General features: G+C 32.2%; 22 protein-coding genes. 11 read left to right on the top strand and 11 right to left on the bottom strand.

What is annotated here, in order from left to right:
- The first annotated feature begins 143 nt into the window (after window positions 1-143).
- The gene (locus ACXAG4_RS03580; protein WP_475294702.1) at window positions 144-1,148 is read left to right on the top strand and encodes a PorP/SprF family type IX secretion system membrane protein; all 1,005 of its coding nucleotides are present in this window, start codon (window positions 144-146) and stop codon (window positions 1,146-1,148) included.
- Between the two features lie 52 nt (window positions 1,149-1,200).
- On the opposite strand, the gene ACXAG4_RS03575 is transcribed toward ACXAG4_RS03580, so the two are convergent.
- The gene (locus ACXAG4_RS03575) at window positions 1,201-2,364 is read right to left on the bottom strand and encodes a VWA domain-containing protein (protein WP_475294701.1); all 1,164 of its coding nucleotides are present in this window, start codon (window positions 2,362-2,364) and stop codon (window positions 1,201-1,203) included.
- 231 nt (window positions 2,365-2,595) lie between these two features.
- Between ACXAG4_RS03575 and ACXAG4_RS03570 the strand changes: the two genes are divergently transcribed.
- The 3 genes from ACXAG4_RS03570 to ACXAG4_RS03560 all read left to right on the top strand — a co-directional run bounded on the left by ACXAG4_RS03570 (window position 2,596) and on the right by ACXAG4_RS03560 (window position 6,108).
- Complete coding sequence (locus ACXAG4_RS03570) at window positions 2,596-4,764, top strand: tetratricopeptide repeat-containing sensor histidine kinase (protein ID WP_475294700.1); 2,169 nt, start codon at window positions 2,596-2,598, stop codon at window positions 4,762-4,764.
- Window positions 4,765-4,783: 19 nt separating this feature from the next.
- Window positions 4,784-5,518, top strand: a complete 735-nt coding sequence (locus ACXAG4_RS03565) for a LytR/AlgR family response regulator transcription factor (RefSeq protein WP_475294699.1) — start codon at window positions 4,784-4,786, stop codon at window positions 5,516-5,518.
- A 74-nt stretch (window positions 5,519-5,592) separates the two neighbouring features.
- Window positions 5,593-6,108 (top strand): gamma carbonic anhydrase family protein, encoded by a 516-nt coding sequence (locus ACXAG4_RS03560; RefSeq protein ID WP_475294698.1) that lies wholly within the window; start codon window positions 5,593-5,595, stop codon window positions 6,106-6,108.
- A 99-nt stretch (window positions 6,109-6,207) separates the two neighbouring features.
- On the opposite strand, the gene murI is transcribed toward ACXAG4_RS03560, so the two are convergent.
- The 8 genes from murI to ACXAG4_RS03520 all read right to left on the bottom strand — a co-directional run bounded on the left by murI (window position 6,208) and on the right by ACXAG4_RS03520 (window position 14,470).
- Window positions 6,208-6,987, bottom strand: coding sequence for a glutamate racemase (gene murI, locus ACXAG4_RS03555; protein ID WP_475294697.1), 780 nt, complete (start codon window positions 6,985-6,987; stop codon window positions 6,208-6,210).
- A gap of 110 nt (window positions 6,988-7,097) precedes the next feature.
- Window positions 7,098-7,607 carry an OmpH/Skp family outer membrane protein gene (locus tag ACXAG4_RS03550; RefSeq protein ID WP_475294696.1) on the bottom strand — a complete coding sequence of 170 codons (510 nt, stop codon included), beginning with the start codon at window positions 7,605-7,607 and terminating at the stop codon, window positions 7,098-7,100.
- A 29-nt stretch (window positions 7,608-7,636) separates the two neighbouring features.
- Window positions 7,637-8,638 carry an OmpH/Skp family outer membrane protein gene (locus tag ACXAG4_RS03545; protein WP_475294695.1) on the bottom strand — a complete coding sequence of 334 codons (1,002 nt, stop codon included), beginning with the start codon at window positions 8,636-8,638 and terminating at the stop codon, window positions 7,637-7,639.
- A 125-nt stretch (window positions 8,639-8,763) separates the two neighbouring features.
- On the bottom strand, window positions 8,764-11,433 hold the full coding sequence (locus ACXAG4_RS03540) for a BamA/OMP85 family outer membrane protein (protein WP_475294694.1): 2,670 nt from the start codon (window positions 11,431-11,433) through the stop codon (window positions 8,764-8,766).
- Window positions 11,366-12,106 (bottom strand): isoprenyl transferase, encoded by a 741-nt coding sequence (locus ACXAG4_RS03535; protein ID WP_475294693.1) that lies wholly within the window; start codon window positions 12,104-12,106, stop codon window positions 11,366-11,368. Before ACXAG4_RS03535 ends, ACXAG4_RS03540 begins: the two co-directional genes overlap by 68 nt.
- A gap of 3 nt (window positions 12,107-12,109) precedes the next feature.
- Window positions 12,110-12,799, bottom strand: coding sequence for a type IX secretion system protein PorG (porG, locus tag ACXAG4_RS03530; RefSeq protein WP_475294692.1), 690 nt, complete (start codon window positions 12,797-12,799; stop codon window positions 12,110-12,112).
- Window positions 12,800-12,909: 110 nt separating this feature from the next.
- On the bottom strand, window positions 12,910-13,794 hold the full coding sequence (locus tag ACXAG4_RS03525; RefSeq protein ID WP_475294691.1) for an NAD kinase: 885 nt from the start codon (window positions 13,792-13,794) through the stop codon (window positions 12,910-12,912).
- 16 nt (window positions 13,795-13,810) lie between these two features.
- Window positions 13,811-14,470 (bottom strand): CBS domain-containing protein, encoded by a 660-nt coding sequence (locus tag ACXAG4_RS03520; protein WP_475294690.1) that lies wholly within the window; start codon window positions 14,468-14,470, stop codon window positions 13,811-13,813.
- 87 nt (window positions 14,471-14,557) lie between these two features.
- Between ACXAG4_RS03520 and ACXAG4_RS03515 the strand changes: the two genes are divergently transcribed.
- From ACXAG4_RS03515 to clpX, 6 genes are all read left to right on the top strand, one after another.
- Window positions 14,558-15,271: a pyridoxine 5'-phosphate synthase gene (locus ACXAG4_RS03515; RefSeq protein ID WP_475294689.1), complete on the top strand. Its 714-nt coding sequence runs from the start codon at window positions 14,558-14,560 to the stop codon at window positions 15,269-15,271.
- A gap of 1 nt (window position 15,272) precedes the next feature.
- Entirely contained in the window at window positions 15,273-16,043 is a 771-nt protein-coding gene (locus ACXAG4_RS03510) for an alpha/beta fold hydrolase (RefSeq protein WP_475294688.1), read from the top strand.
- Between the two features lie 27 nt (window positions 16,044-16,070).
- Window positions 16,071-16,418, top strand: a complete 348-nt coding sequence (locus ACXAG4_RS03505) for a phage holin family protein (protein ID WP_475294687.1) — start codon at window positions 16,071-16,073, stop codon at window positions 16,416-16,418.
- 208 nt (window positions 16,419-16,626) lie between these two features.
- A complete protein-coding gene (gene tig / locus ACXAG4_RS03500) occupies window positions 16,627-17,955 on the top strand; it encodes a trigger factor (RefSeq protein ID WP_475294686.1) in 1,329 nt (442 codons plus the stop codon).
- Window positions 17,956-18,088: 133 nt separating this feature from the next.
- Window positions 18,089-18,763: an ATP-dependent Clp endopeptidase proteolytic subunit ClpP gene (clpP, locus tag ACXAG4_RS03495; RefSeq protein WP_475294685.1), complete on the top strand. Its 675-nt coding sequence runs from the start codon at window positions 18,089-18,091 to the stop codon at window positions 18,761-18,763.
- A gap of 74 nt (window positions 18,764-18,837) precedes the next feature.
- Window positions 18,838-20,070 (top strand): ATP-dependent Clp protease ATP-binding subunit ClpX, encoded by a 1,233-nt coding sequence (gene clpX / locus ACXAG4_RS03490; RefSeq protein WP_475294684.1) that lies wholly within the window; start codon window positions 18,838-18,840, stop codon window positions 20,068-20,070.
- Between the two features lie 240 nt (window positions 20,071-20,310).
- Here clpX and ACXAG4_RS03485 read toward each other — a convergent pair whose 3' ends face one another.
- On the bottom strand, window positions 20,311-21,825 hold the full coding sequence (locus ACXAG4_RS03485; protein ID WP_475294683.1) for a GH3 auxin-responsive promoter family protein: 1,515 nt from the start codon (window positions 21,823-21,825) through the stop codon (window positions 20,311-20,313).
- A 42-nt stretch (window positions 21,826-21,867) separates the two neighbouring features.
- On the opposite strand from ACXAG4_RS03485, the gene ACXAG4_RS03480 reads away from it, so the two are divergent.
- Complete coding sequence (locus tag ACXAG4_RS03480; protein WP_475294682.1) at window positions 21,868-22,659, top strand: DUF2797 domain-containing protein; 792 nt, start codon at window positions 21,868-21,870, stop codon at window positions 22,657-22,659.
- A gap of 51 nt (window positions 22,660-22,710) precedes the next feature.
- On the opposite strand, the gene rpsU is transcribed toward ACXAG4_RS03480, so the two are convergent.
- Window positions 22,711-22,905 carry a 30S ribosomal protein S21 gene (rpsU, locus tag ACXAG4_RS03475; RefSeq protein WP_475294681.1) on the bottom strand — a complete coding sequence of 65 codons (195 nt, stop codon included), beginning with the start codon at window positions 22,903-22,905 and terminating at the stop codon, window positions 22,711-22,713.
- Window positions 22,906-22,935: the final 30 nt, after the last annotated feature.

Genomic DNA, 22,935 nt, shown 5'->3' with positions numbered 1-22,935 from the left:
AAAACTTTAGATATCCATATATTTGATTGCTATGCTATAGATTTTAAACATAGCATAATAGAGTAAAACTTTATATGTTTTTTGTGTAATTTTTTAATAATCAACACGTTTGATGTATACCAAACCTACTAGGTGAAAAGTTTATGAAATTAAAAAATATTTTAACAATGGTAATAGCGGTTGTGTTAACCAATATTGCCGTTTCACAAGAGGGCTTGCCTATTTATACTGATTATTTAACAGATAATTACTATTTAATACACCCCTCAATGGCCGGAGCCGCTAATTGTGCAAAAGTAAGGCTTACAGCACGACAACAATGGTTTGGTCATGATGATGCTCCTAAACTTTTAACTATGAGTGTTAATGGTAGAATTGGAGATTCGCCATCGGGTATTGGTGGTATTGTGTATGCTGATAAAAACGGATTTCACTCGCAAAAAGGTGCTTACGCTACGTATGCACACCACATTATGTTTTCTAGAAGTGAAGTAGATTTAAACATGCTTTCTTTTGGTTTAAGTGCTGGTTTTATTCAGTATCAATTAGATGAAACGTCATTTTTGTTTGATGGCCCAGACCCTTTAATTGATGGTATTGTGCAAAATGCTACAAATTTTAATATGGATTTTGGGTTTTCATATCAGTATTTAGATTACTACGCCCACGCCACTGTTAAAAATATTCTTAATAACGAAGGGATAAATAAAGACCCTAATATAACTAGTAATTTAAGACGTTATTTAATTTCTGTTGGCGGTGTTTTAGGAAAATACGGAAGTCCTTGGAGTTATGAGCCTTCGGTAATGTTACAATATAGAGATGCTACTGAAGAAGCTTCAATTGATATAAACGCTAAAGTTTATAGGCAAATGGATTTTGGTTCACTTTGGGCAGGTTTATCATACCGAAACAGTTTTGATGGTGCCGAATATATAAGTACTAATACTGTAAATAGCCAAAGGTTGCAGCAAATAACACCACTTGTAGGTGTAAATTATAAAAACTTTATGTTTGCTTACACGTACACACATCAGGCAAATTCTGTGGTTTATACCAATGGCGGATTTCACCAGTTTACTCTGGGTATTAATTTTGGTTGCCGTAGAGAACGTTATGATTGTAAATGTCCGGCAATTAATAATTAATTTAGCTTACAATATTAAAAAAGGCGCGTTTAAAAACGCGCCTTTTTTGTGTTTAATCCCAGGTATAATTCTTCTTTTTGGCTTGTGTTTTTATAGCCTTTGTCATGGCGTTTTCTAAACCATTGGTGTTATTGGTTTTCTTTTGTTCAGAAATGTATTTGCTGCGTTTAGCTTGTAATGCTTGAATTTTTTTCTGAATTTCGGTTCTTTCGGCTTTCTTTTGGGCAATGTAAGCCTTAATTTCTGCGTTGTTTTTGCCTTTTAAAGCCTCAGGAAGTGCTTCTTCTTTTATAGTTTCAACAACTATTTCTTCATCTTCAACAGCATCAACCAAATCCCAAGATTTGTTTTTGTATAAATGCGAACTTTTACTAATGGTTCGTTTTACAGCGTTGGCTTTACTGTAACCTTGTGCGTTAGCATCTTGTTCTGCTTGTAATGCCATTTTTGAAACACCTTGTTTTCCGTAGGCAATATATGTTTTGTTTAATTGTTGGTTTAAAATTAATATATCATCATCATATGGCGATGCTATGTGCACAGTAGCTTTATTGTGGTCTATGGCCATATAATTGCCTTGTGTTAATTGGGCACCATTTTTCCAGTGTGATGTTACACCTTGGTTGTAATTTCCGCAAAAAATAGTATTTACCGTTATATCTTTTTCGTTAGCATTTGTGGCAGCATCTTTATAATTTACGTTGCCTTGGGTAAAGGGTTCATTACCTGCTATAAAAATAAGTTTTAAATCATCTGGATTGTTACCCCAATTAAGCTGATTTATTGATGTTTGAATAACCGCACCACAATACTCATTGCCGCCGTTTGTTGTTAATGAAAATAGCTCTTTTGAAATATCATCTAAGTCATCACTAAACGGAAGTACTTGCCTAATAAAGCCTTCATTACCGTTAAGGCGGTCGTTACCATATTCGTATAAAGCAATTTTTAAATTGGGTTTTTTGGTGCCGCATTTAGCGTATGATAGGTCATTAACAATATCCCAAAGTTGTGCTTTTGCTTGGTCTATTAAACCATCCATACTATTACTAGTATCTAACAGTAACGCTACTTTTATGTATTGTTTATTAGGTTCAGTGTGTTTTGTTTTTTTAGCGCTAACTAAAAGTTTTTGTGTTTTTTTGTTGTGGCCATTACAAGCTAAAAAGCTAGATAAAGCAATGCATAGTAATACAAATTGAATACGTGTTTTCATAAGATTTTGTTTTTTGATTTTTTTCTGAAAGCATTTTTAATACTACAGTAAAACTATAATCAAACTTTCTTAAAAAAAATCGACAATGCGTGAACAGGCTTTTTGGGTGAGTTAAAACCTTTATACAATTTGTGAGCACGCCTTTTTAAGGCTAAAAAGCCCACAAAATGTAGATATGCTATTTTATAAAACCAATTTAAGTGCGTAAGTTTAGCTAATATAAATTTGCACATGCGCCAAGTTTTAAAAAATATAGGTTTTTTGCTCATAATGTTAAGCGTTGCTATAATACATGGGCAAGTATTACAAAACCAAACCAAATTTACGGTTAGAGGTAAAGTGCTTGAAAGTGATACCCGCAACCCAATAACCAATGTTAATATTGAAGTTAATGGCGGCGCCTATACAACTACCGATATGTTTGGCGAATTTAGAATTGAAGCTAGTATTGGAGACCAGCTCACAATAAGGCATAAAGATTTTGAAACCATTTATTACACCATTAAAAGTAGTGAGCGTATTTTGGTTGAGGTAGAACCCGAAGTTGATGCATTGGCAGATAACGAATATTTAAGCAAACGCTCTAAAAAAATACAACCACAGTTTAATTGGTTTATAGACTCTGCTGAAGTGTATTTAAAAAAAGATGCTAAAAAAAGTATTAACTTTATTACTCAAGCTTTAAAAATTAGTAATTCTAAAAAAGAAAATGCCCAAGCTTATGAAGTTTTAGCCGATGTTAACATGTTTTGGAAACAGTATGATTTAGCTATTTCAAACTATACCATAAGTATACAAAATAGCAAAACAAGTACTGTAGAGCTTAAACTGGCAAAGGCTTATAAAGAAAACAAAAATTATCAAGAAAGTATTCAGCTTTATAATAACATTAACAAGGCAGAACTCTCAAATTATCAATTAGTTATTTTGTATGAAGGTTTGGGTGATGTTTACAAAGCAACCAAACAGTTTGATAAAGCCATACGTGTTTATAATCAGGCCTTAAACATAGCTAAAAAGCATATAATTACACCTAAAATAACCAATATAAATTCTAAAATTGCTGAAGTTTACACAGATAAAGGTGCTTTAAATGAAGCTGAAGGATTCTTTAATAAATCACTAAAACTCGCTGAAAATGAAAATCCAAAACGCGCAGTTGAAGAAAAAATTAAAGTGGCCGATTTTAAAAACAAAAACAATAATTTTTCAAGTGAAATAAACCTAAGAAAACAAGCTTTAAAAGAAATTGAATCTATTGAGCAAGACACCGTTTTAAACAACCAAAGCGCTTTAACACCCCAACGCCAAAACTACAAAATAGGAAGTGCCTACGCTTACCAAAATGATATTGGAAACGCCATAAAATACCTTGAAAAAAGTATTGAAGAAGCTGATGATAAAGAAGATTTAGTAGTGCAAAAAGACGCCACCAGAAAATTATCTGAAATTTATCGTGATGCCGGACAATTTGATAAAGCATTAATTGCTTACCAAAGTTATGTAGATTTGGTTGATAAGCTTTACATGAAAAAAGAGCAAGAAATTTCGCAAGCCACAAAATTCAGTAAAGATTTGGTTGCCAAACAAAACCGTATTAACAACCTTGAAAGCCAAAAAACACTTGCAGACACTAAATATCAATTAAATACAGAGCAAACTAAACGTCAAAAACTCATAATTTATTCATTAATTGGCGGTTTGTTATTGCTACTTATTGCTGCATTTCTAATGTATAAAAACAACAGGCAGCAGCGTTTTGCAAATAATTTACTGGCATTAAAATCGTTACGCAGTCAAATGAATCCACACTTTATTTTCAATGCGTTAAATTCGGTAAATAGCTTTATAGCTTTAAATGATGAACGGACGGCAAATAAATACCTATCAGATTTTTCAATGCTTATGCGTGCTGTTTTAGAAAATAGCGAAAAAGATTTTATTCCGTTAGAAAAAGAAATTGAACTGCTTCAGCTTTACACAAAACTAGAACATTTCAGGTTTAAAGATAAATTTGATTACACCATAAATGTTAATGAAAATGTAGCTGTAAAAGATTTTGTTATTCCACCAATGCTGTTGCAACCTTACATTGAAAATGCCGTTTGGCACGGGTTGCGTTACAAGAAAAGTAAAGGCCACTTAAATATTAATATTGCAAAAAAAGCATCAAATGAAATAACAATTACAATTAAAGATAACGGTATTGGTAGGGCTCAAAGTAAAGCCTTAAAAACGCAAAACCAAAAAAAGCAAACCTCTACAGGTATGGGTAATATTAAAAAGCGTGTATCTATTTTAAACAAAATGTATAAAGATAAAGTAGATGTAGTAGTATCAAATCTTCAAGAAACTGAAGACACCGGTACCAAAGTTGTTGTAACCCTAAAAAAAGATTAAAGCTTCAAACAAAACATATATGAAACTAAACGCTATTATAGTTGAAGACGAACAAACTAGTAGAGATATTTTAAAAAACTATTTAAGTAAATATTGCCCAAACGTTGCCGTTTTAGGCGAAGCCGAAAATATTGATGAAGCTTTAGTTTTAATTAGAAACAACCATTTAGATGTAGTATTTTTAGATGTTGAAATGCCCTATGGCAACGCCTTTGATTTATTAGATAAACTAGGCAATGTTAATTTTGAAACCGTTTTTGTAACCGCCTATAACCATTATGCAATTGATGCTTTAAATGCCCACGCATCCTATTATTTAATGAAACCTATTTCTATTGATGAACTTATTAAAGCAGTAGATTATGTAACCGAAATTAAAACTAAAGAGCATGCGTTACAAGATCAAGTTTTGGTGCCAAAAACAAATAGTGTTAATGGTAAAATAACCATACCGCAGTTAGATGGTTTTGAGGTTTTAAACACCCAAGACATTTTGTTTTGTAAAGCCGATGATAATTACACCGAAATTCACTTAAACAACAACAAAAAGAAAATAGTAAGTAAAACACTTAAATATTTTGAAGAAGCCCTAAACAATTCTAGCTTTGTAAGAGTGCATAAAAGCTACTTAGTAAACGTAAAAGAAGTAGTAAAATATGTAAAAGGAAAGGGCGGAAGTGTTATTTTAAGCAACGGACAAGAAATCATGGTTTCAGCATCAAAAAAAGCAGCATTGTTATCATATTTTAAGTAATACTTTCATTTAAAACTATATCTTAAAATATAAAATAATAAATAAGATTTTCGTTTTCAAAAAAATAAAAAGTTATGCCAGTAATATTACCAGTAAGAGGAAAATCACCTCAAATACCCCAAGATTGTTTTGTAGCACCAAACGCCACTATTGTTGGAGATGTAACCATGGGAGCCCAATGTAGTGTTTGGTTTAGCGCCGTTATACGTGGCGATGTAAACTTTATAAAAATGGGAAATAAAGTAAACGTGCAAGACGGTGCGGTTATTCATGGCACTTTTGAAAAAGCGCCTACCACAATAGGCAACAATGTATCTATTGGCCACAATGCATTAGTGCATGGTTGTACCATACAAGACAATGTTTTAGTAGGCATGGGTGCCATTATTATGGATGGTTGCGTGGTAGAAAGTAACACCATAATAGCAGCAGGTGCAGTTATAACACAAAATACAAAAGTAGAAGCCGGTAGTATTTACGCAGGCGTACCCGCAAAAAAAATAAAAGATATTAGTAAAGAATTAATTTCGGGAGAGATTAACCGAATTGCCGATGCTTACATAAAATACTCTAGCTGGTTTAAAGAGTAATTGGGCGTTACCCAAGGGTCGCGCTTTCACTACTCAATCTTTTTGCGAAAAAGCAAAAAGGATTTCAAACAAACCGTTCAATCGCTAACGCAAAAGCCACTAAAAATCTAAATAACTAAGGTTGTAATCTTTTTCTAAAAGCAATTTTAAAACCTCTAAATTACCATTGGTATAAAACTCAAGATTAGCAGTATTTTTTTCTTTATTTAATAATTCTAAACGCTCTAATACAGCTTTAGTTTGTTTAGCTACCGCTTCTCCAGAATCTATAATTTTTACATGTTTTGGTAGTAGCTTTATAAGTTGTGGCATTAAGTAAGGGTAATGTGTACAGCCCAAAACCAAATAATCAATATTAGCCTGTATCATTGGTTTCAAAAACATTTTTAAAAGCGCTGTCATTTCATTTGAGTGTAATTTGCCAGCTTCAATTAAATCAACCAAACCTTCGCCAACTTGCTCTACTACCTTAATGTGGCTAGCAAATTTTCCTGCAGTTTTTGAAAACAATTCACTACTTAAAGTTCCTGCAGTTGCTAAAATACCTACAGCATTAGTTTTAGTTTGTAATGCAGCCGGTTTAATAGCAGGTTCAATGCCAATAAAAGGCACATTATAGGTGTTTCTTAAATAATTTATAGCATTAGTAGTTGCCGTGTTGCATGCAACAACAATTATTTTACAACCTTTTTCTAGTAATAACTCTGTGTTTTTAATAGAAAGTTTAGTAATGGCTTCTTTTCCTTTTGGTCCGTAAGGTGCATTAATACTATCAGCTAAATAAATAGTGTTTTCATTTGGTAAAAATTTATGTATTTCTTTCCAAATAGATGTGCCTCCAACACCCGAATCAAAAATGCCAATAGGTTGCTTGTTCATAAAATTCAATGTATAATAAATTTATAAAATAAACATAAAAAAGGTGTTTATATTCACAAAAAAAAAGCAGCTTTTTAAAGCTGCTTTTTAGTTTATTTAAATAAGGTTTTTTAAAGACCTAATTCTTTCTTTACATCGTCAATTAAGTTTTTACCATCGGCTAAAATAGTAACACCAACAGATGAGTCTAAAACGTAATCAAACCCTTGAGCTCTTGCTACTTTTAAAATAGCAGCTTTAGCTTTTTCAGTAATAGGTTGTAATAAATCTACACGTTTTTTATCAATGTTTTGAGCGGCATCTGCTTGAAATTGTTGAATGTTTTGTTGCATTGCTTGAATTTCTTGCCCTCTTTTTGCATTTTCTTCATCGGTTTTTGTAGCTGCTTCAGCCTCGTATTGCTTTACTTTATTTTGAAACTCTGTAACAGATGCTTGGTAATCTGTTTGATAAGTTTTTTGTAAAGCTTCAAGTTCTTTTTGTGCATTTTTCATTGCAGGCATTGCAGCAATTAATTCTTGAGTATTTATGTGGGCAACTTTACTTTGTGCTTGCGAAAAACTAATACTCCCTATACATACGGCCGTTGCTAATAAAATAGTTTTTAAGTGTTTCATCATTTTCTAAATTGTATTAATGTGTTATAAAATTATTTGTTTTGGTTTATACTATCGTTTTGTTTTTGGCGTTCTTCTAACGCTTTTTTACGTTCTTCTAATATTTGTTTTTTCTTTTCTTCTAATGCTTTTTTTCTAGCTTCTCTTTCGGCTAATTTTTTTTGTCTGTTTTCTTCAATTAACTGTTCTCTTGTTTTGGTTTCAGTTTTATTGGTGCTTGTTTCTTCTTCAGCTTTTTTATTATCGGTTGCGTTATTTTTACCGTTTAATTTAGCTTGTTTAGCTTTTTCACGTTCGGCTAATATTTTTTGTCTTCTTTCTTCGGCAGCTTTCACTTTAGCTTCTCTTGCAGCAAGTTTTTCTTGTCTTGCTTTTTCAATGGCGCTTTCACGCTCTTTTTTCTTTTCTTCTAAGGCTTTAGCTCTAGCTTCTTGTTCTAAATTTATTTCAGGCACTAATTCTTCATCTTTGGCTGCTTTTCTTTCGGCTTTAGATTGTGCTTGGGTTCTTTTGGCAGTTCTTGTAATGCTTCGTATTACGGTTTCGCTAACATCTAATACTTTGTTTGAAAATAGCATGGTACCGTTTGATGATTTATCAAAAATGAAATCATATTTTCTGCTTGAAGCTATATCTTGTACTGCTGCAAAAATTTGGTCTTGTATGGGTTGCATGAGCTGCTTTTGCTGTATAAACAAATCGCCATTTGGCCCAAAACGTTTTTGCTGATAGTCTAAAATTTCTTTTTCTTCAAAATATATATCTTCTTCACGCTCATCAATAAGCTCTTTTGTTAAAAGTGCTTTTTCATTACTTAAGTTTTTGCGTTTTTGCTCAATAGCACTAAGTTTTTCTTGAATTTCGTTTTTCCAACTATCGGCTTTTTGGTTTAATTGTGCCAAAGCTTCTTGGTATTCAGGAACATTTTCTAAAATATACTCAGTATCTACATAGGCAACTCTTACACCACGTTGTGCGTTTAAAGATAAGCTTAGTAAAACCAATATCAGTAAATAAAGAACTTTGTTTTGCATCCTGTTTGTTTTTTTAAAATTGAATAACATCTTCAAAATTAACGAATTTTAATTGTAAAAATTTTAATTCTTTTGCAAAACACCAAACTGTTATTAGAAAATATCGTGCCAAAATTATTTTTGGGTTAAAATTGCTGACCAATTATGAAGTGTGTTTCCCAACCGTTTTTCTCTGTTAGCCCAGGCACAGCATCAAATCCATGACCAAAATCTATGCCTAATAAACCAAAGGCTGGCATAAAAATTCTAACACCTAAACCTGCAGAACGTTTTAAGTCAAACGGACTAAAGTCTCTAAAACTATTAAATGAATTACCACCTTCTATAAAAGCTAAACCATAAATTTTAGCTGATGCTTTTAAGGTTATTGGGTAACGTAGTTCTAACGAAAACTTGTTGTAAATAGTACCACCATCTTGACTTGATAATGATTGGTTTGGGTAACCACGTAATTGAATGGCTTCTCTACCATCTAAACTATAAGTTCCTAAACCATCACCACCTAAAAAGTATCTTTCAAAAGGAATAACACCTCTGTCATTGTTGTAAGCTCCTAAGAATCCAAATTCTACAAGAGGTCTTAATACTAAATTTTTTGCCAGTTGATTGTACCACTCGCCTTTAAAGTTAATTTTATAAAATTCTAACCATTTATATTTTTCTTGGTCAATTTCAGAACGTCTGCTTAAAGCGTTATTATATTCGGCTGTTTGCTCTACAGTTGGTGATGCAATGGCGCCAAAGTTGTTAATAATGTCTTGTTTTTCATTACGTTCATTATCTAAAGCTTCGTAATCTACACCATTAACTAAAGAGTATGGAAAGGTTAGTTTAGCCGTAACAGAAAATTTTGATCCACCAGTAGGGAAAATAGGGTCTACTGAGGTGTTATCTCTACTTAAACCAACGGTATATGCTAGGTTGTTAGAGTAGCCATCACCAAATGTAAATAAACCAGTATTGTAATTATTTAAATCATAACGTTGGTAGCTAATAGCGTTAGATAGTGTAAAGAAATCATCTGGCACTGTTAAGCGTTTAGCTAAGCCAAAAGTAATACCTGTAATATTAAAACTTCTACTTTTGTCGGCATTTCCTGTAAAGCTATTAAATAAAAATTGTTTTGTATGTGAGATAGATGTTGAAAACTGTACAGGTTTTTTGCCGCCTAACCAAGGTTCTGAAAATTGAAAACTGTAGGTTTGGTAAAATCTACTAGCCTGTAAACGTAATGCTAAACGTTGGCCATCGCCCATTGGTATTGGTTTGTAAGCTTCTTTATTAAAAATGTTTTTTAACGAGAAATTATTGAATGATAACCCTAAGGTGCCAATAAAACCACCGCCACCGTAACCACCTTGTAGCTCTATTTGGCTAGATCCTGTTTCTTTAACAGAATATTCCATATCAATAGTACCTTCAACGGGGTTTGGGTTGTTAAAATTTGGAGCTATTTCTTGGGCATCAAAAAAGCCTAATTGCCCAAGCTCTCGTACTGTTCTAACAACATTTTGTTTGCTGTAAAGCATGCCAGGGCGTGTTCTAAGCGTTCTATAAATTACGTGGTCATTAGTTTTGTCATTACCAACTACAGATACGCTATTGAAATATGCTGGTTTACCTTCGGTAATTCTAATTTCCATGTCAATAACATTGTTATCGGCGCTGGTTTCTACTTGACGAATGTTTGAAAATAAATAACCGTTGTTTTGGTATAGGTTTGTTAAATCGTTACCATCAGGTTTTGAGTTGTCTGCAATTCTTTTTTGTAATAAAACACCATTGTATGTGTCTCCTTTTTTTATACGAAGAATGTTACTTAATTGCCTATCTGTATAAACCGTGTTACCAATAAATTTGATATCGCCAAAGGTGTAAAGTTCGCCTTCATTTACATCAATATTTAAGGAAATTGTACCGTCGTTGTTATAAATAATACTATCTGATATGATACGAGCATCTCTGTACCCGTTTTCTTTCATTTTATCTACAGCACTAGATAAATCGGCTTGATATGCTGAATCTATAAACTTTGAACGCTTAAAAATGCGTAGTCTATTAATTTTTTTGGTGCTTTTCATGGCTTTTCTAAGTTGTTTATCACTCACTGCATTGTTGCCATTAAAAGCTATATCTTTAATTTTTACTTTTTCGCCTTTATCTATATTTAAAACCATGTTAACACGTGCTGTTTGTGTAGAATCTGCAACATCAATAGTGTTAATGTGTATTTTGGTGTTTAAATAGCCTTCTTTTTTATATTTTTTGGTTAAAAAGTTTTTAGTGTTTGTTATGAGGTTTTCAGTAACTTTTGTGCCTTTTTTTAGGTTATTGTCTTTAACAATGCCTTCTATTTTACCTTTTTTAACACCGTTAATTTTTAGTTCGTTAAGTTGAGGTAAATCAGATAGTCTAATTTCAAGATAAGCTATGTCTTTTTCAATATTTTTAACGTAAACTTCAATGTTATTAAAAAGTTTTGTTCCCCAAAGTTTTTTTATGGCAGCCCCTATTTCTTCACCAGGAATGTTTATTTCTTTTCCTTCGCGTAAGCCCGAAAAATTCACAATAGTTTGCTCACTAAAACTTGTATTACCTAAAACAGAAATGCCACCAATAGTATATTTTTTACTGGTGTCTAGATTTTGAGCTTGTAATTTAACGCTACTTATTGAAACGGTTAGTAGTATTAATAAGAGCTTTAAGTATGTTTTAAAAGGTATATAATTAATTAAGTTGTTCACTTGTTTTCCCAAATCTTCTCTCTCTTTTTTGAAATTCAATAATAGCTTCATACAAATGTTCTTTTGTGAAATCTGGCCAAAGTACATTTGTAAAATATAATTCTGCATATGCAATTTGCCAAAGCAAAAAATTACTAATGCGCTGCTCGCCACTGGTTCTAATAAGCAGGTCTACATCTGGTAAATCATGCGTGTAAAGATGCTTATTTATAATTGATTCGTCAATAGCTGCCGGCGAAATTATATTATTTTTAACTTTATTACTAATCTCTTTAACAGTATTTAATAATTCTTCTCTAGAGCCATAGCTTAAAGCTAAGGTTAAAGTCATTCTAGTATTGGCTTTAGTTTTATCTATTACTTCTAAAAGTTCATTATGAACTTTTGTTGGTAATGCGTTTAAATTTCCAATAGCAGAAAGTTTTATGTTGTTGTCTTGTAGTGTGTTAATTTCTTTTTTTAATGAAGAAATTAATAGTTTCATTAGGGCTTGAACCTCTAATTTTGGGCGGTTCCAGTTTTCAGTAGAAAAAGCATAAAGTGTTAAATTTTGTATGCCAAGTTCGGCACAATTTTCTACAGTTGTTCTTACTGATTTGGTGCCATTTTCATGCCCAAAAGCACGCATCATTCCTTGTTTTTTTGCCCAACGCCCATTACCATCCATAATTATGGCTATGTGCTTAGGAAGTGTTTTGCTTTGTATGCTTTCTTTTAAATTCATTTTTTAATTTACGCAGTAGCATGGGTTTTCGCCAAAGGTATAGGTTAGGGTTATACCAGAAAACATGTACCAATCGTTATTATTTATGTTACCAAACCTAAAAGGTTGGTTGTTGGCTTCACTTGGTGTGCTGCCTTCAATTTCATCAGTAAAGGTGTAGCGTGCACCAATTTCAATACCAATTACAATATTATCAATAAAGGTGGCTTTGTACCCAAGTGTCATGGGTATGCCTAATGTCCAGCTAGAAACATTTTCAGATGTTTGAAAGCCGTTAGCCGGATAGTAATAATTATCAAATTTAGTGGCAACCAAGCCTGTGTGCAGGTAAGGTGCGCCTATTTTTCGTTCGTTATGTAAATTAAAATCGGTAAAGGTAAACTCCATACCAAGTGATACTTCTAATAAATTAGAATCAAATTCATAACCTCTTTGTATGCGTCTTGGGTCATCAGCATCAATATCTTCTGCTTTTAAATCAGAATATATAACACTGGCTCTCCACGAGTGTCTTGAGCTAGCATTCCATTTGTACAAAAAACCTAAAGCAGGTGCATTAGGGTTAATGTATTTGGTTGAGCCTAAATCTCCAATAAAATTACTGCCACCAACGTATACGCCAATTTCATTAATTTGAGCATGACTTACATGTGTGGCTAAAACACTAATTACTAATACTATTAAATGCTTCATAGGTGTTTAAAAGTTTGCAAATATAATAAATAAGATTAGCCAATTGTAATTTGAGCTAAATTGTATTAGTGTTAAACAGTAATTCTTGTAATTTATTGTGAAATATAGGTTTAATTACGCTTATCTTCTCCCCAAAGTAATTTTTTACGTAAGGTATTTAAAAAACTTTCATTTAGTAAATCTATCATTTTTATTTTGAAGTTGGCTTTTTTAATTTTTATAATGGTACCATTGCTTAAAGTGGCAATTCTAGAATCTAAAGAAATTAAATGATGTTCTTCTCTGCTATCTACTTTTAGTTGCACTTCGGTATCGTCTGGAATTACAAGTGGTCTTGCTCCTAAATTATGTGGTGCAATGGGTGTTAAAACAAAATTACTTGCACCTGGTGTTATTACAGGGCCGCCACAACTTAATGAATAACCTGTTGAGCCTGTTGGTGTGGCAACAATTAGGCCGTCACTCCAGTAAGAGTTAAGGAAAGCGCCATCTAAATAAGTTTCAACAGTAATCATTGATGTTGAGTTTTTTCTGCTTACTGATACTTCATTTAAAGCAAAGTTTAATGATGTTATATCTGTGTTTTCAGGGCTAGTTTCAACAGAAAGCAAGCTTCTTTCAGATATTTTATACTTTCCGTCAATTATATTTTGAATAGCAGTTTCAATTTCATCAACATGTATAGTGGCTAAAAAACCTAAACGCCCTGTGTTTATGCCAATTACGGGTATGCCTAAATCTTTAATAAACATGGTTGATCTTAAAATAGTACCATCACCACCAATACTTACTAAAAAATCAAACGAAGTATCTAACTCAATAAACGTTTTATAGTTGTTAAAGTCTTTTATATTGTGATTTTCAACCGCAATAAGCTCATGAAAATGTGTTTCAATGTAGGCGTCAATACCTTTTTTAACTAAAAAGTTAACAAGTGTTTCAACTGATGCAGGTGTTGTTTTGTTGTAGTAACGTCCAAAAATGGCAACTTTCATGTGGGTGCGTTTGTGTTTAAATGTTTAGGTATTTGTTTAAATAATCTGAGCGTTCTTTTAGGTTTTTAATATAGCTGTCTTCTTCATGGCCAGCAGCAATTTTATAGCTGTATCTTCTAAAAGTTTGTATGATATCGTTTAAGCCTGTGTTGCCTATTTTTAAAGTTATTTGTGCAATATCATTGGTCATTTTAGAAATAAAAGCGCCTAAAAGTTTTCCGTTGTTAGATTCTACTATTTGGCTAATTTCACTAAAAGAATAATCATTAATACCTTTTTCAACCACTAAAACACCGCCGGCGTAATTAAAAAAAGGTGCTTCATTAAAAAGGCCAATAATATCGTTTAATTCATAATACCCTAAATAATTATTTTTTTCGTCTAAAACCGGCATTATGTTAGATGAGTTTTGAGCAAAAGCTTCTAAAACATCCAGCCATAAGGTGGTGTCTCTTACATAAAAATCTTCGGTAGCATATAAATATTCGCTAATACTTTTGTTGTTATCAAAGCAATGTACATCAGTTTCAAATAAAACGCCCATAAAAACACCGTTAGCGTCATTTACTGGAATGTGTGAGTAGGTAAGCTGGTTAAATAATAGTTGTAAATCTGCAACTTTACTCGTGCTTTCTATTGGTTTAATGTCGTTTATAATGAATTCTTGTAGTTTCATAATACTTAAATATACCCTGCAAAATAATTAAAAAAAAAGTACTTAAGCCTCTTCAACTTTGTATTTTTGTACTTTAAAATTCAATTTATGACAAAGTTAAGTGTAAACATTAACAAAATAGCAACTTTAAGAAATTCTAGAGGTGGCAATGTGCCAAACGTAGTGCAATTTGCAAAAGATGCTCAAAATTTTGGAGCGCAAGGTATTACCATACACCCAAGACCAGATGAAAGGCATATACGCTACCAAGATGCTTATGATTTAAAAGAAGCCGTTTACACAGAGTATAATATTGAAGGTAACCCAATACCTAAATTTATAGATTTGGTACTGCAAGTAAAACCAACGCAGGTTACCTTAGTGCCTGATGCCGAAGATGCTATAACAAGTAACGCTGGCTGGAATACTATAAAGCACAAAAATTTTTTAATTGATGTTATAAAAGAATTTAAGCAAAATGGCATTAGAACATCTATTTTTGTCGATCCGGTTTTAAACTTAGTTGAAGCTGCAAAAGAAACAGGTACAGATAGAATTGAGTTGTATACCGAAGCCTTTGCACATAATTATGCTCAAGGGGATAAAGAAGGCATTAAGCCATATGCCGCTTGTGCAGAATTGGCTAATGAATTAGGAATGGGTGTAAATGCTGGCCATGATTTGTCTTTAGATAATATTCAATTTTTTAAAGAAAATATTCCAGGTTTATTAGAGGTTTCTATTGGTCATGCATTGGTAGCCGAAAGTTTATATTTAGGCGTTGAAAACGTAATACAAATGTATTTAAGAAAACTAAAGTAAAATGATATTACATTCTAATATTTTAGGCGAAGGAAAACCATTTATAATTCTTCACGGTTTTTTGGGTATGAGTGATAACTGGAAAACACTAGGCAGGCAGTTTAGTGAGCAAGGTTTTCAAGTACATTTAGTAGACCAGCGTAATCACGGGCGCAGTTTTTGGGATGCTAATTTTAGTTATGAATTGCTTGCCGAAGATTTAAAAAACTATTGCGAAGCTCATAATTTAACTAATATTACATTATTAGGGCATTCTATGGGTGGTAAAACGGCTATGTTGTTTGCTTGTATGTATCCAGAGTTTGTATCAAAATTAATGGTAGCCGATATTTTACCAAGGTTTTACCCGGTACATCATCAAGATATATTAGAGGGTTTAAGTGCTTTAAACTTTTCAGAAATTAAAAATAGAACTGAAGCCGACAAAGCATTATCTGGTTATGTAACCGATTTTGGAACACGCCAATTTCTACTCAAAAATTTATATTGGGTTGAAAAAGGCCAATTAGGGTTGCGTATTAATTTAGAGGTTTTGAAAGCTGAAGTGGCCGAGGTTGGAGAATCATTAGCACCACATTTACAATTTAATGGCAGTGCTCTGTTTTTAAAAGGAGATAGATCTGAATACATTGGGGCCGAAGATGAGCGCTTAATATTAAACCAGTTTCCAAATGCCAATATAGTAACCATAGCAAATGCAGGCCATTGGTTACATGCCGAAAACCCAAAAGACTTCTACAACGCAGTTTTACAGTTTCTTGATATTTTGTAAATTGTAAAAAAACAAAAATTGTAGAAAATGAAACTCATAATCAAACTTTTGCTAAACGCCTTAGCTGTATTTGCGTTAGCGCACGTATTTTCAGGTGTTGTGGTTAATAATTACACTACTGCACTAATAGTAGCTGTAGTACTTTCAATATTAAATTTATTAGTAAAGCCAATTTTAGTTATTCTAACATTACCAATAACCATTGTTACGTTAGGCCTATTTTTATTGGTAATTAACGCATTTATTATTTTGCTTGCCGATAATTTAATTGATGGTTTTTCAGTAAGTAGCATCTGGACAGCTATACTTTTTAGTATCCTACTTTCAATATTACAATCTATATTACATTCATTACTAAAAGAAGATAAAAAATAGCCTTATAATCAGTGGGTTAAAAACTTTGTAAGCTTGTAAAAATATATTACTTTTGCATCCCAATTTTAAGCACTAAAACATAAAAAAGCAATTTGCTTAAAACTGTTTTATTTAAAATTGAGTTTCCCTAGTTTGTCACTACAATAATTTTAAGTGCCAAAGGAAATTAATTAATAATAATTGCCATAAGGCTATATATCATTTAAAAATGAACATTACAAGAGAAAACGTTGATGCATTAAATGCGGTAGTAAAAGTAGATATTGCTAAAGAAGATTATAGCGATAAGGTTGAAAAAATATTATCAGATTACCGTAAAACAGCTAACATTCCTGGTTTTAGAAAAGGGCATGTGCCAATGGGTATGGTAAAAAAACAATACGGTAAAGCTGTATTGGTTGATGAGGTAAACAAACTTTTACAAGACGCTTTAAACAAATATTTAACCGAAGAAAAGTTAGATGTTTTAGGGCAACCACTACCAAAACCACAAGATGAAATAAACTGGGATGCTGAAGCTTTTTCATTTGAATTTGAATTAGGCTTAGCACCAGAATTTGATGTTAACATCAAAGGAAAAAAAGCCATCACACACTATAATATAGTTGCCGATGACAAAATGATTGATGAGCAAATTGAGCGCATTCAAAAACAATACGGTAAATTAGTATCTCAAGACACTGTTGAAAAAGACAGCGAAATTACCGGAACTTACAAAAACGAAGAAAAAGAAATTGATAACACTGTTACAATAACTTTAGATAAGTTTAAAGGTAAAACTACCGAAAAACAATTTATAGGCGCAAAAGCTGGAGATGTAATTACATTAAAAACCAAAGGCTTATATAATGATGAGCATGAGCTAATGCACGCTTTAAAATTAGGTCATGATGAAGTACACGATTTAGATATTGAAGTAACATTTACAATTACCGAAATTAACAAACGTGAATTAGCAGATTTAGACCAAGATTTATTTGATAAACTTTTTGGCGAAGGTGTTGTAAAAACCGTTACAGAATTAAAAGACAAAATAAAAGAAGATGCTGAAAAGCAGTTTGTACAACAAGCAGACCAAAAGCTTTTAAATGATGTAACTGAATACTTAGTTGAAAGCACAAAATTTGATTTACCAGCTGAGTTTTTAACAAAATGGTTGCAAACAGCAGGCGAAAAACAATTAGATGACGAGCAAGCTAAAGAAGAATATGAAAAATCTGAAAAAAGCTTACGCTATCAATTAATTGAAGGTAAACTAATTGAAGAGAACGATGTTAAAGTAACCATGGATGATATAAAAAACCATGCAAAAGAAATGATCAAAGGTCAAATGGCTCAATTTGGTCAAATGAACCCTTCTGATGAAGAGTTAGATGGTATTGCAGCACGCGTATTATCAAACCAAGATGAAGCTAGAAGAATTTCAGAGCAATTAATAAGCCAAAAACTATTAGAAGTTTACAAAGAAAAAGCAAACTTAAAAGTTAAAGAATTAAGTTATGAAAACTTTGTTAAAGAAGTGTATGGCGATAAATAAGTAAGAGAATATTCCTTATATTTAGGCGCTTAAACGGTATTGTTTAAGCGCTTTTTTGTTAAAAAAAGCACTCCTGTTTAATACAGTTTAATTGTACCTTAATGTAAATCAGGTATTTAAATAAAAAACAACTATGGATTACGCAAAAGAATTTGAAAAATTCGCAATAAAAGATCAAGGTATCAGCAGTACGTATTACAATAAAATAATGAGTAGTATGTACCCAACCAATTTAACACCCAATATAATTGAAGAACGCCAAATGAACATCGCTATTTTTGATGTGTTTTCGCGTTTAATGATGGATAGAATTATCTTTATGGGAACCGCTATAAATGATCAAGTAGCAAACATCATTCAAGCACAATTATTATTTTTAGAAAGTACAGACCCTAATAAAGATATTCAAATTTACATAAACTCTCCAGGAGGTAGTGTTTATGCGGGCTTAGGTATTTATGATACTATGCAGTTTATTAAGCCAGATGTAGCAACCATATGTACAGGTATGGCAGCATCAATGGGCGCTGTATTATTATGCGCAGGTGAAAAAGGTAAACGTAGTGGTTTACCGCACTCTAGAGTAATGATTCACCAACCACTTGGCGGTGCGCAAGGGCAAGCTAGTGATATTGAAATAACAGCTAGAGAAATTTTAATACTAAAAGAAGAGCTTTATAAAATTATTAGTAAGCATTCAGGGCAAGATTACGACAAAGTATACCAAGATAGTGATAGAGATTACTGGATGAAAGCCGATAAAGCTAAAGAATACGGTATGATTGACGAAATTTTAACAAGAGATTAAAATAAAATTAGTAACTTTAATTTATTGTAAATTAAATGTTTACAATTGAATTTTATCAAAACCAAGATTGATTAATGGCAAAAGAAGAGTTAGAATGTTCATTTTGTGGTAGAAAAAAATCTGAAACCAACTTATTAATAGCTGGTTTAGATGCTCATATTTGTGACAGATGTATAGAGCAAGCACATGGCATTGTTTTAGAAGAATCTAAACAAAATGAAAGCAACGATTTATCAGCAGAATTAAAACTACGTAAGCCTCAACAAATAAAATCGTTTTTAGATGAGTATATAATTGGGCAAGACATTACTAAAAAAGTAATGGCTGTGGCAGTTTATAATCATTACAAACGTTTGTTGCAAACACCAACACAAGACGATATTGATATTCAAAAATCAAATATCATTATGGTTGGTCAAACAGGTACAGGTAAAACATTAATGGCCAAAACCATTGCAAGAATGTTAAATGTGCCTTTAGCTATTGTTGATGCTACTGTTTTAACTGAAGCTGGTTATGTAGGTGAAGATGTTGAAAGCATTTTAACACGTTTATTACAAGCAGCAGATTATAACCTAGAAAAAGCACAAAAAGGTATTGTTTTTATTGATGAAATTGATAAAATTGCTCGTAAAAGCGATAACCCATCTATAACACGTGATGTTTCAGGTGAAGGAGTACAACAAGCTTTATTAAAACTTTTAGAAGGAACCGTTGTTAACGTACCACCAAAAGGAGGTCGCAAACACCCTGATCAAAAGTTTATTGAAGTTAACACTGAAAATATTTTATTTATTGCAGGTGGCGCTTTTGATGGTATAGAGCGTGTTATTACAAAACGTCTAAACATGCAAGCTGTTGGTTATAGCGCATCAAAATCTGATGATGTAATTGATAACAACAACTTGTTGCAATATATTATTCCAAAAGATTTAAAAGATTTTGGCTTAATACCCGAAATTATTGGGCGTTTACCAGTACTTACACACATGGATCCATTAGATGCTAAAACACTAAGAGCCATTCTAACAGAACCTAAAAACGCCATTATAAAACAGTACAAAAAACTGTTTGAAATGGATGAAATAGATTTTTCTATTACTGATGGTGCTTTAGAATTCATTGTAAATAAAGCCATAGAATATAAATTAGGCGCTAGAGGTTTACGCTCACTATGTGAAGAAATATTAACCGATGCTATGTTTGAGTTACCAAGTTCAAATGAAAAGAAACTTAATGTAACAAAAGCTTATGCCGAAGATAAATTAACAAAAACTACATTAAAAAAACTCAAAGCTGTTTCTTAAAAAAAAGTAGTTTTTAAACGAAAAAAACCACGCAATTAGCGTGGTTTTTTTACTATATGGATGTTTTAATTAATAAGAAACATTATGGAACTAAATCCTAGTTTTTTGCTTATTTATTGTAAATATATGTTTAAGTGCTTTGTGTACAAAGCTATGATTACTCATTTTAGATGATTAGACCAAATACTCGTTTAAAAACTTAAATGGTAGTATTTTAACAGGTATTTAAACGATGAAACTTTAAACGTTCAATTTTAAAAGTTCATCCATGTAATCTCTAGTGTTAGAAAGTCGTGGTACTTTATGTTGTCCGCCTAATTTGTTATTTACCTTAAGCCAATCATGAAAAAGTTGCTTACGGGCAATATTTATTTTAGGCTTGTTAAGTGTAATATTGTTGTAGCGTTTAGCCTCATAATCAGAGTTTAAGGCTTTTAAGGCATTATCAAAAAGCTCACTAAAATAATCAAAATCAGTGGGTGGTGTTTTAAATTCAATAAGCCATTCATGAGCCCCTTTTTCTTTACCTTCCATAAAAATAGGAGCTGCCGTAAAATCTACTATTTCAGCTTTTGTGCGTTTACAAACTTTTTTAAGAGCCTGTTCTGCATTTTCAATAATAAGTTCTTCGCCAAAAACATTTATATGGTGTTTTGTGCGTCCAGATATTTTAACCCGGTAAGGGTTTAGTGATGTAAACCTTACGGTATCACCAATTTTATAACGCCATAAACCAGCGTTGGTTGTTATAATAACTGCGTAGTTTTTGTTTAGCTCAACTTGGCTAAGTGGTATGGCTTTTTCTTCAGAAGTAGCATAAATATCCATGGGTACAAACTCGTAAAAAATACCGTAATCTAACATTAGTAATAATTCACTTGAGTTATTCTGGTCTTGAATAGCAAAAAAACCTTCCGAAGCATTATAAATTTCATAATATTTAAAATCTTTTTTAGGAAGTAGTTTTTTGTACTGATCTTTGTAAGGAGTAAAACTCACGCCACCATGAAAATAAACTTCTAAATTAGGCCATACATCAAATAGGCTATGTTTGCCGGTGGTTTCTAAAACATTGTTGAGTAGCACAAGCATCCATGAAGGCACGCCAGCTAAACTAGTAACATTTTCATTAATGGTTTCATCAACAATAGCCTGCATTTTGTGTTCCCAATTGCTCATTAACGAAACTTTATTGCTTGGTGTACTACTAAACTCTGCCCAAAATGGCATATTGTCAATTAAAATGGCCGATAAATCTCCAAACGCTGTGCCGTTTTCTTTATATAATTCTTTGCTGCCACCAAGGCGTAAACTTTTACCTGTAAATAGTTGAGAGCCTTCGTTATTGTTTAAATACATACACAATAAATCTTTACTGGCTGCATAGTGGCAGTCTTCTAAAGACTCTGTGCTTACAGGAATAAATTTACTTTTAGCTCTGGTTGTGCCACTAGATTTTGCAAACCATTTAATAGGTGTAGGCCAAAATAAGTTGTTTTCACCGCGTCTAGATCGTTCAATAACATCTTGCCAACCATCATAATTTTTTATAGGAATACGTTCTGCAAAAGTTTTATAGTTTTTAATAGAAGCAAAATCGTATTGTTTGCCAATTTCGGTATCTTTTGCAATATTTAAAAGGTTTAAAAGTAACTCGTTTTGTACTTCATTTGGGTATTTTAAAAACAATTCAATTTGATGAAAACGTTTCTTAAGAAACCACGAAGCAATAGAATTAACTAAAGGAATTGGCATATTTATTCTATCTTTATTTTTTTAAAAATAATATTTTTTTTCATGTTCTACCAAGGTGTTTTAACAAAAATGGCAACAGAGTTTTCAAATCCAATTCAATACTATTTAGTTTTTGAAAACGATTTTATAAACATAAACCAACTGCTTAACAAAACAATTACTATGCAGTTTGTTAAGTATCAGTGCTTAAACTGTGGTTTAGATAAGCCAATTTACCGCCAAGGTTTTGATAAACAATGCTTTTTTGAAGTGCCACAAGCAGCAGATTGGATTATGAGGCCCGAGTTAAGTAAAGCGCATTTAGGTATTGAAGATCGTGATTTAGCCTATGAAAAAAAGGCGCAACTACAACCACATATTGTGTATTTGGCAAATTCAAGTAACGTAAAAGTGGGTGTAACCCGAAAAAACCAAGTGCCAACACGTTGGATAGATCAAGGTGCACACGAAGCTATTGAAATTGTTGAAGTACCAAACCGTTATTTAGCAGGTATTACCGAAGTGGCTTTAAAAGAGCATGTTGCAGATAAAACCAATTGGCGAAAAATGCTTAAAAATGATATTGAAGATGAAAATTTGGTTGAATGGCGAGAAAAGTTAAAAGACTTAATTCCTGATGAGGCTAAAGATTATTTTATAGAAACAAATACCGAGACAAACATAGAATTTCCGGTGTTTAAATACCCAGAAAAACCCAAAAGTTTAAACATTATAAAAGCACAAACTTATACTGGTAAACTTGTTGGTGTAAAAGGACAATATTTAATTTTTGAAGATGAAACCGTTTTTAATGTTAGGGCCAATGAAGGCTTGGTAGTTAAAATTACGGTATAAAAAAAGTTCGTGTTTTTTATCACGAACTTTTAATTGTCTTCACGAAGCATTTTAAACTTCTTCTTGATCTCTTAAATTTTGAATATAAGCGGCCTTTTGTATTTCACGACGTCTTTTTACAGATGGTTTTGTGAAAAATTGACCGTCTCTTAAATTCTGCATTACTTTAACGTTACGGTGTTTTCTTTTGTAGCGTTTTAATGCACGCTCTATATTTTCACCTTCTTTAATAATAATTTTTAACATTAATATGTTTTTGAGTTGTTACCGCAGTAT

This window comes from Seonamhaeicola sp. ABD4_175 (genome assembly GCF_056160885.1).
This window is presented reverse-complemented; position numbering and strand designations above follow the sequence as displayed.

Bases quoted from the DNA above. Each gene is read 5' to 3' on its own strand.
- ACXAG4_RS03520 (WP_475294690.1), bottom strand. From the start codon at position 14,470: ATGAAACTACAAGAATTCATTATAAACGACATTAAACCAATAGAAAGC.
- ACXAG4_RS03480 (WP_475294682.1), top strand. From the start codon at position 21,868: ATGTTCTACCAAGGTGTTTTAACAAAAATGGCAACAGAGTTTTCAAAT.
- clpX (WP_475294684.1), top strand. From the start codon at position 18,838: ATGGCAAAAGAAGAGTTAGAATGTTCATTTTGTGGTAGAAAAAAATCT.
- ACXAG4_RS03485 (WP_475294683.1), bottom strand. From the start codon at position 21,825: ATGCCAATTCCTTTAGTTAATTCTATTGCTTCGTGGTTTCTTAAGAAA.
- tig (WP_475294686.1), top strand. From the start codon at position 16,627: ATGAACATTACAAGAGAAAACGTTGATGCATTAAATGCGGTAGTAAAA.
- ACXAG4_RS03510 (WP_475294688.1), top strand. From the start codon at position 15,273: ATGATATTACATTCTAATATTTTAGGCGAAGGAAAACCATTTATAATT.
- ACXAG4_RS03565 (WP_475294699.1), top strand. From the start codon at position 4,784: ATGAAACTAAACGCTATTATAGTTGAAGACGAACAAACTAGTAGAGAT.
- murI (WP_475294697.1), bottom strand. From the start codon at position 6,987: ATGAACAAGCAACCTATTGGCATTTTTGATTCGGGTGTTGGAGGCACA.
- ACXAG4_RS03570 (WP_475294700.1), top strand. From the start codon at position 2,596: ATGCGCCAAGTTTTAAAAAATATAGGTTTTTTGCTCATAATGTTAAGC.
- ACXAG4_RS03545 (WP_475294695.1), bottom strand. From the start codon at position 8,638: ATGCAAAACAAAGTTCTTTATTTACTGATATTGGTTTTACTAAGCTTA.
- ACXAG4_RS03550 (WP_475294696.1), bottom strand. From the start codon at position 7,607: ATGATGAAACACTTAAAAACTATTTTATTAGCAACGGCCGTATGTATA.
- clpP (WP_475294685.1), top strand. From the start codon at position 18,089: ATGGATTACGCAAAAGAATTTGAAAAATTCGCAATAAAAGATCAAGGT.
- ACXAG4_RS03525 (WP_475294691.1), bottom strand. From the start codon at position 13,794: ATGAAAGTTGCCATTTTTGGACGTTACTACAACAAAACAACACCTGCA.
- ACXAG4_RS03560 (WP_475294698.1), top strand. From the start codon at position 5,593: ATGCCAGTAATATTACCAGTAAGAGGAAAATCACCTCAAATACCCCAA.
- ACXAG4_RS03540 (WP_475294694.1), bottom strand. From the start codon at position 11,433: ATGAAGCTATTATTGAATTTCAAAAAAGAGAGAGAAGATTTGGGAAAA.
- ACXAG4_RS03535 (WP_475294693.1), bottom strand. From the start codon at position 12,106: ATGAATTTAAAAGAAAGCATACAAAGCAAAACACTTCCTAAGCACATA.
- ACXAG4_RS03515 (WP_475294689.1), top strand. From the start codon at position 14,558: ATGACAAAGTTAAGTGTAAACATTAACAAAATAGCAACTTTAAGAAAT.
- rpsU (WP_475294681.1), bottom strand. From the start codon at position 22,905: ATGTTAAAAATTATTATTAAAGAAGGTGAAAATATAGAGCGTGCATTA.
- ACXAG4_RS03580 (WP_475294702.1), top strand. From the start codon at position 144: ATGAAATTAAAAAATATTTTAACAATGGTAATAGCGGTTGTGTTAACC.
- ACXAG4_RS03575 (WP_475294701.1), bottom strand. From the start codon at position 2,364: ATGAAAACACGTATTCAATTTGTATTACTATGCATTGCTTTATCTAGC.
- porG (WP_475294692.1), bottom strand. From the start codon at position 12,799: ATGAAGCATTTAATAGTATTAGTAATTAGTGTTTTAGCCACACATGTA.
- ACXAG4_RS03505 (WP_475294687.1), top strand. From the start codon at position 16,071: ATGAAACTCATAATCAAACTTTTGCTAAACGCCTTAGCTGTATTTGCG.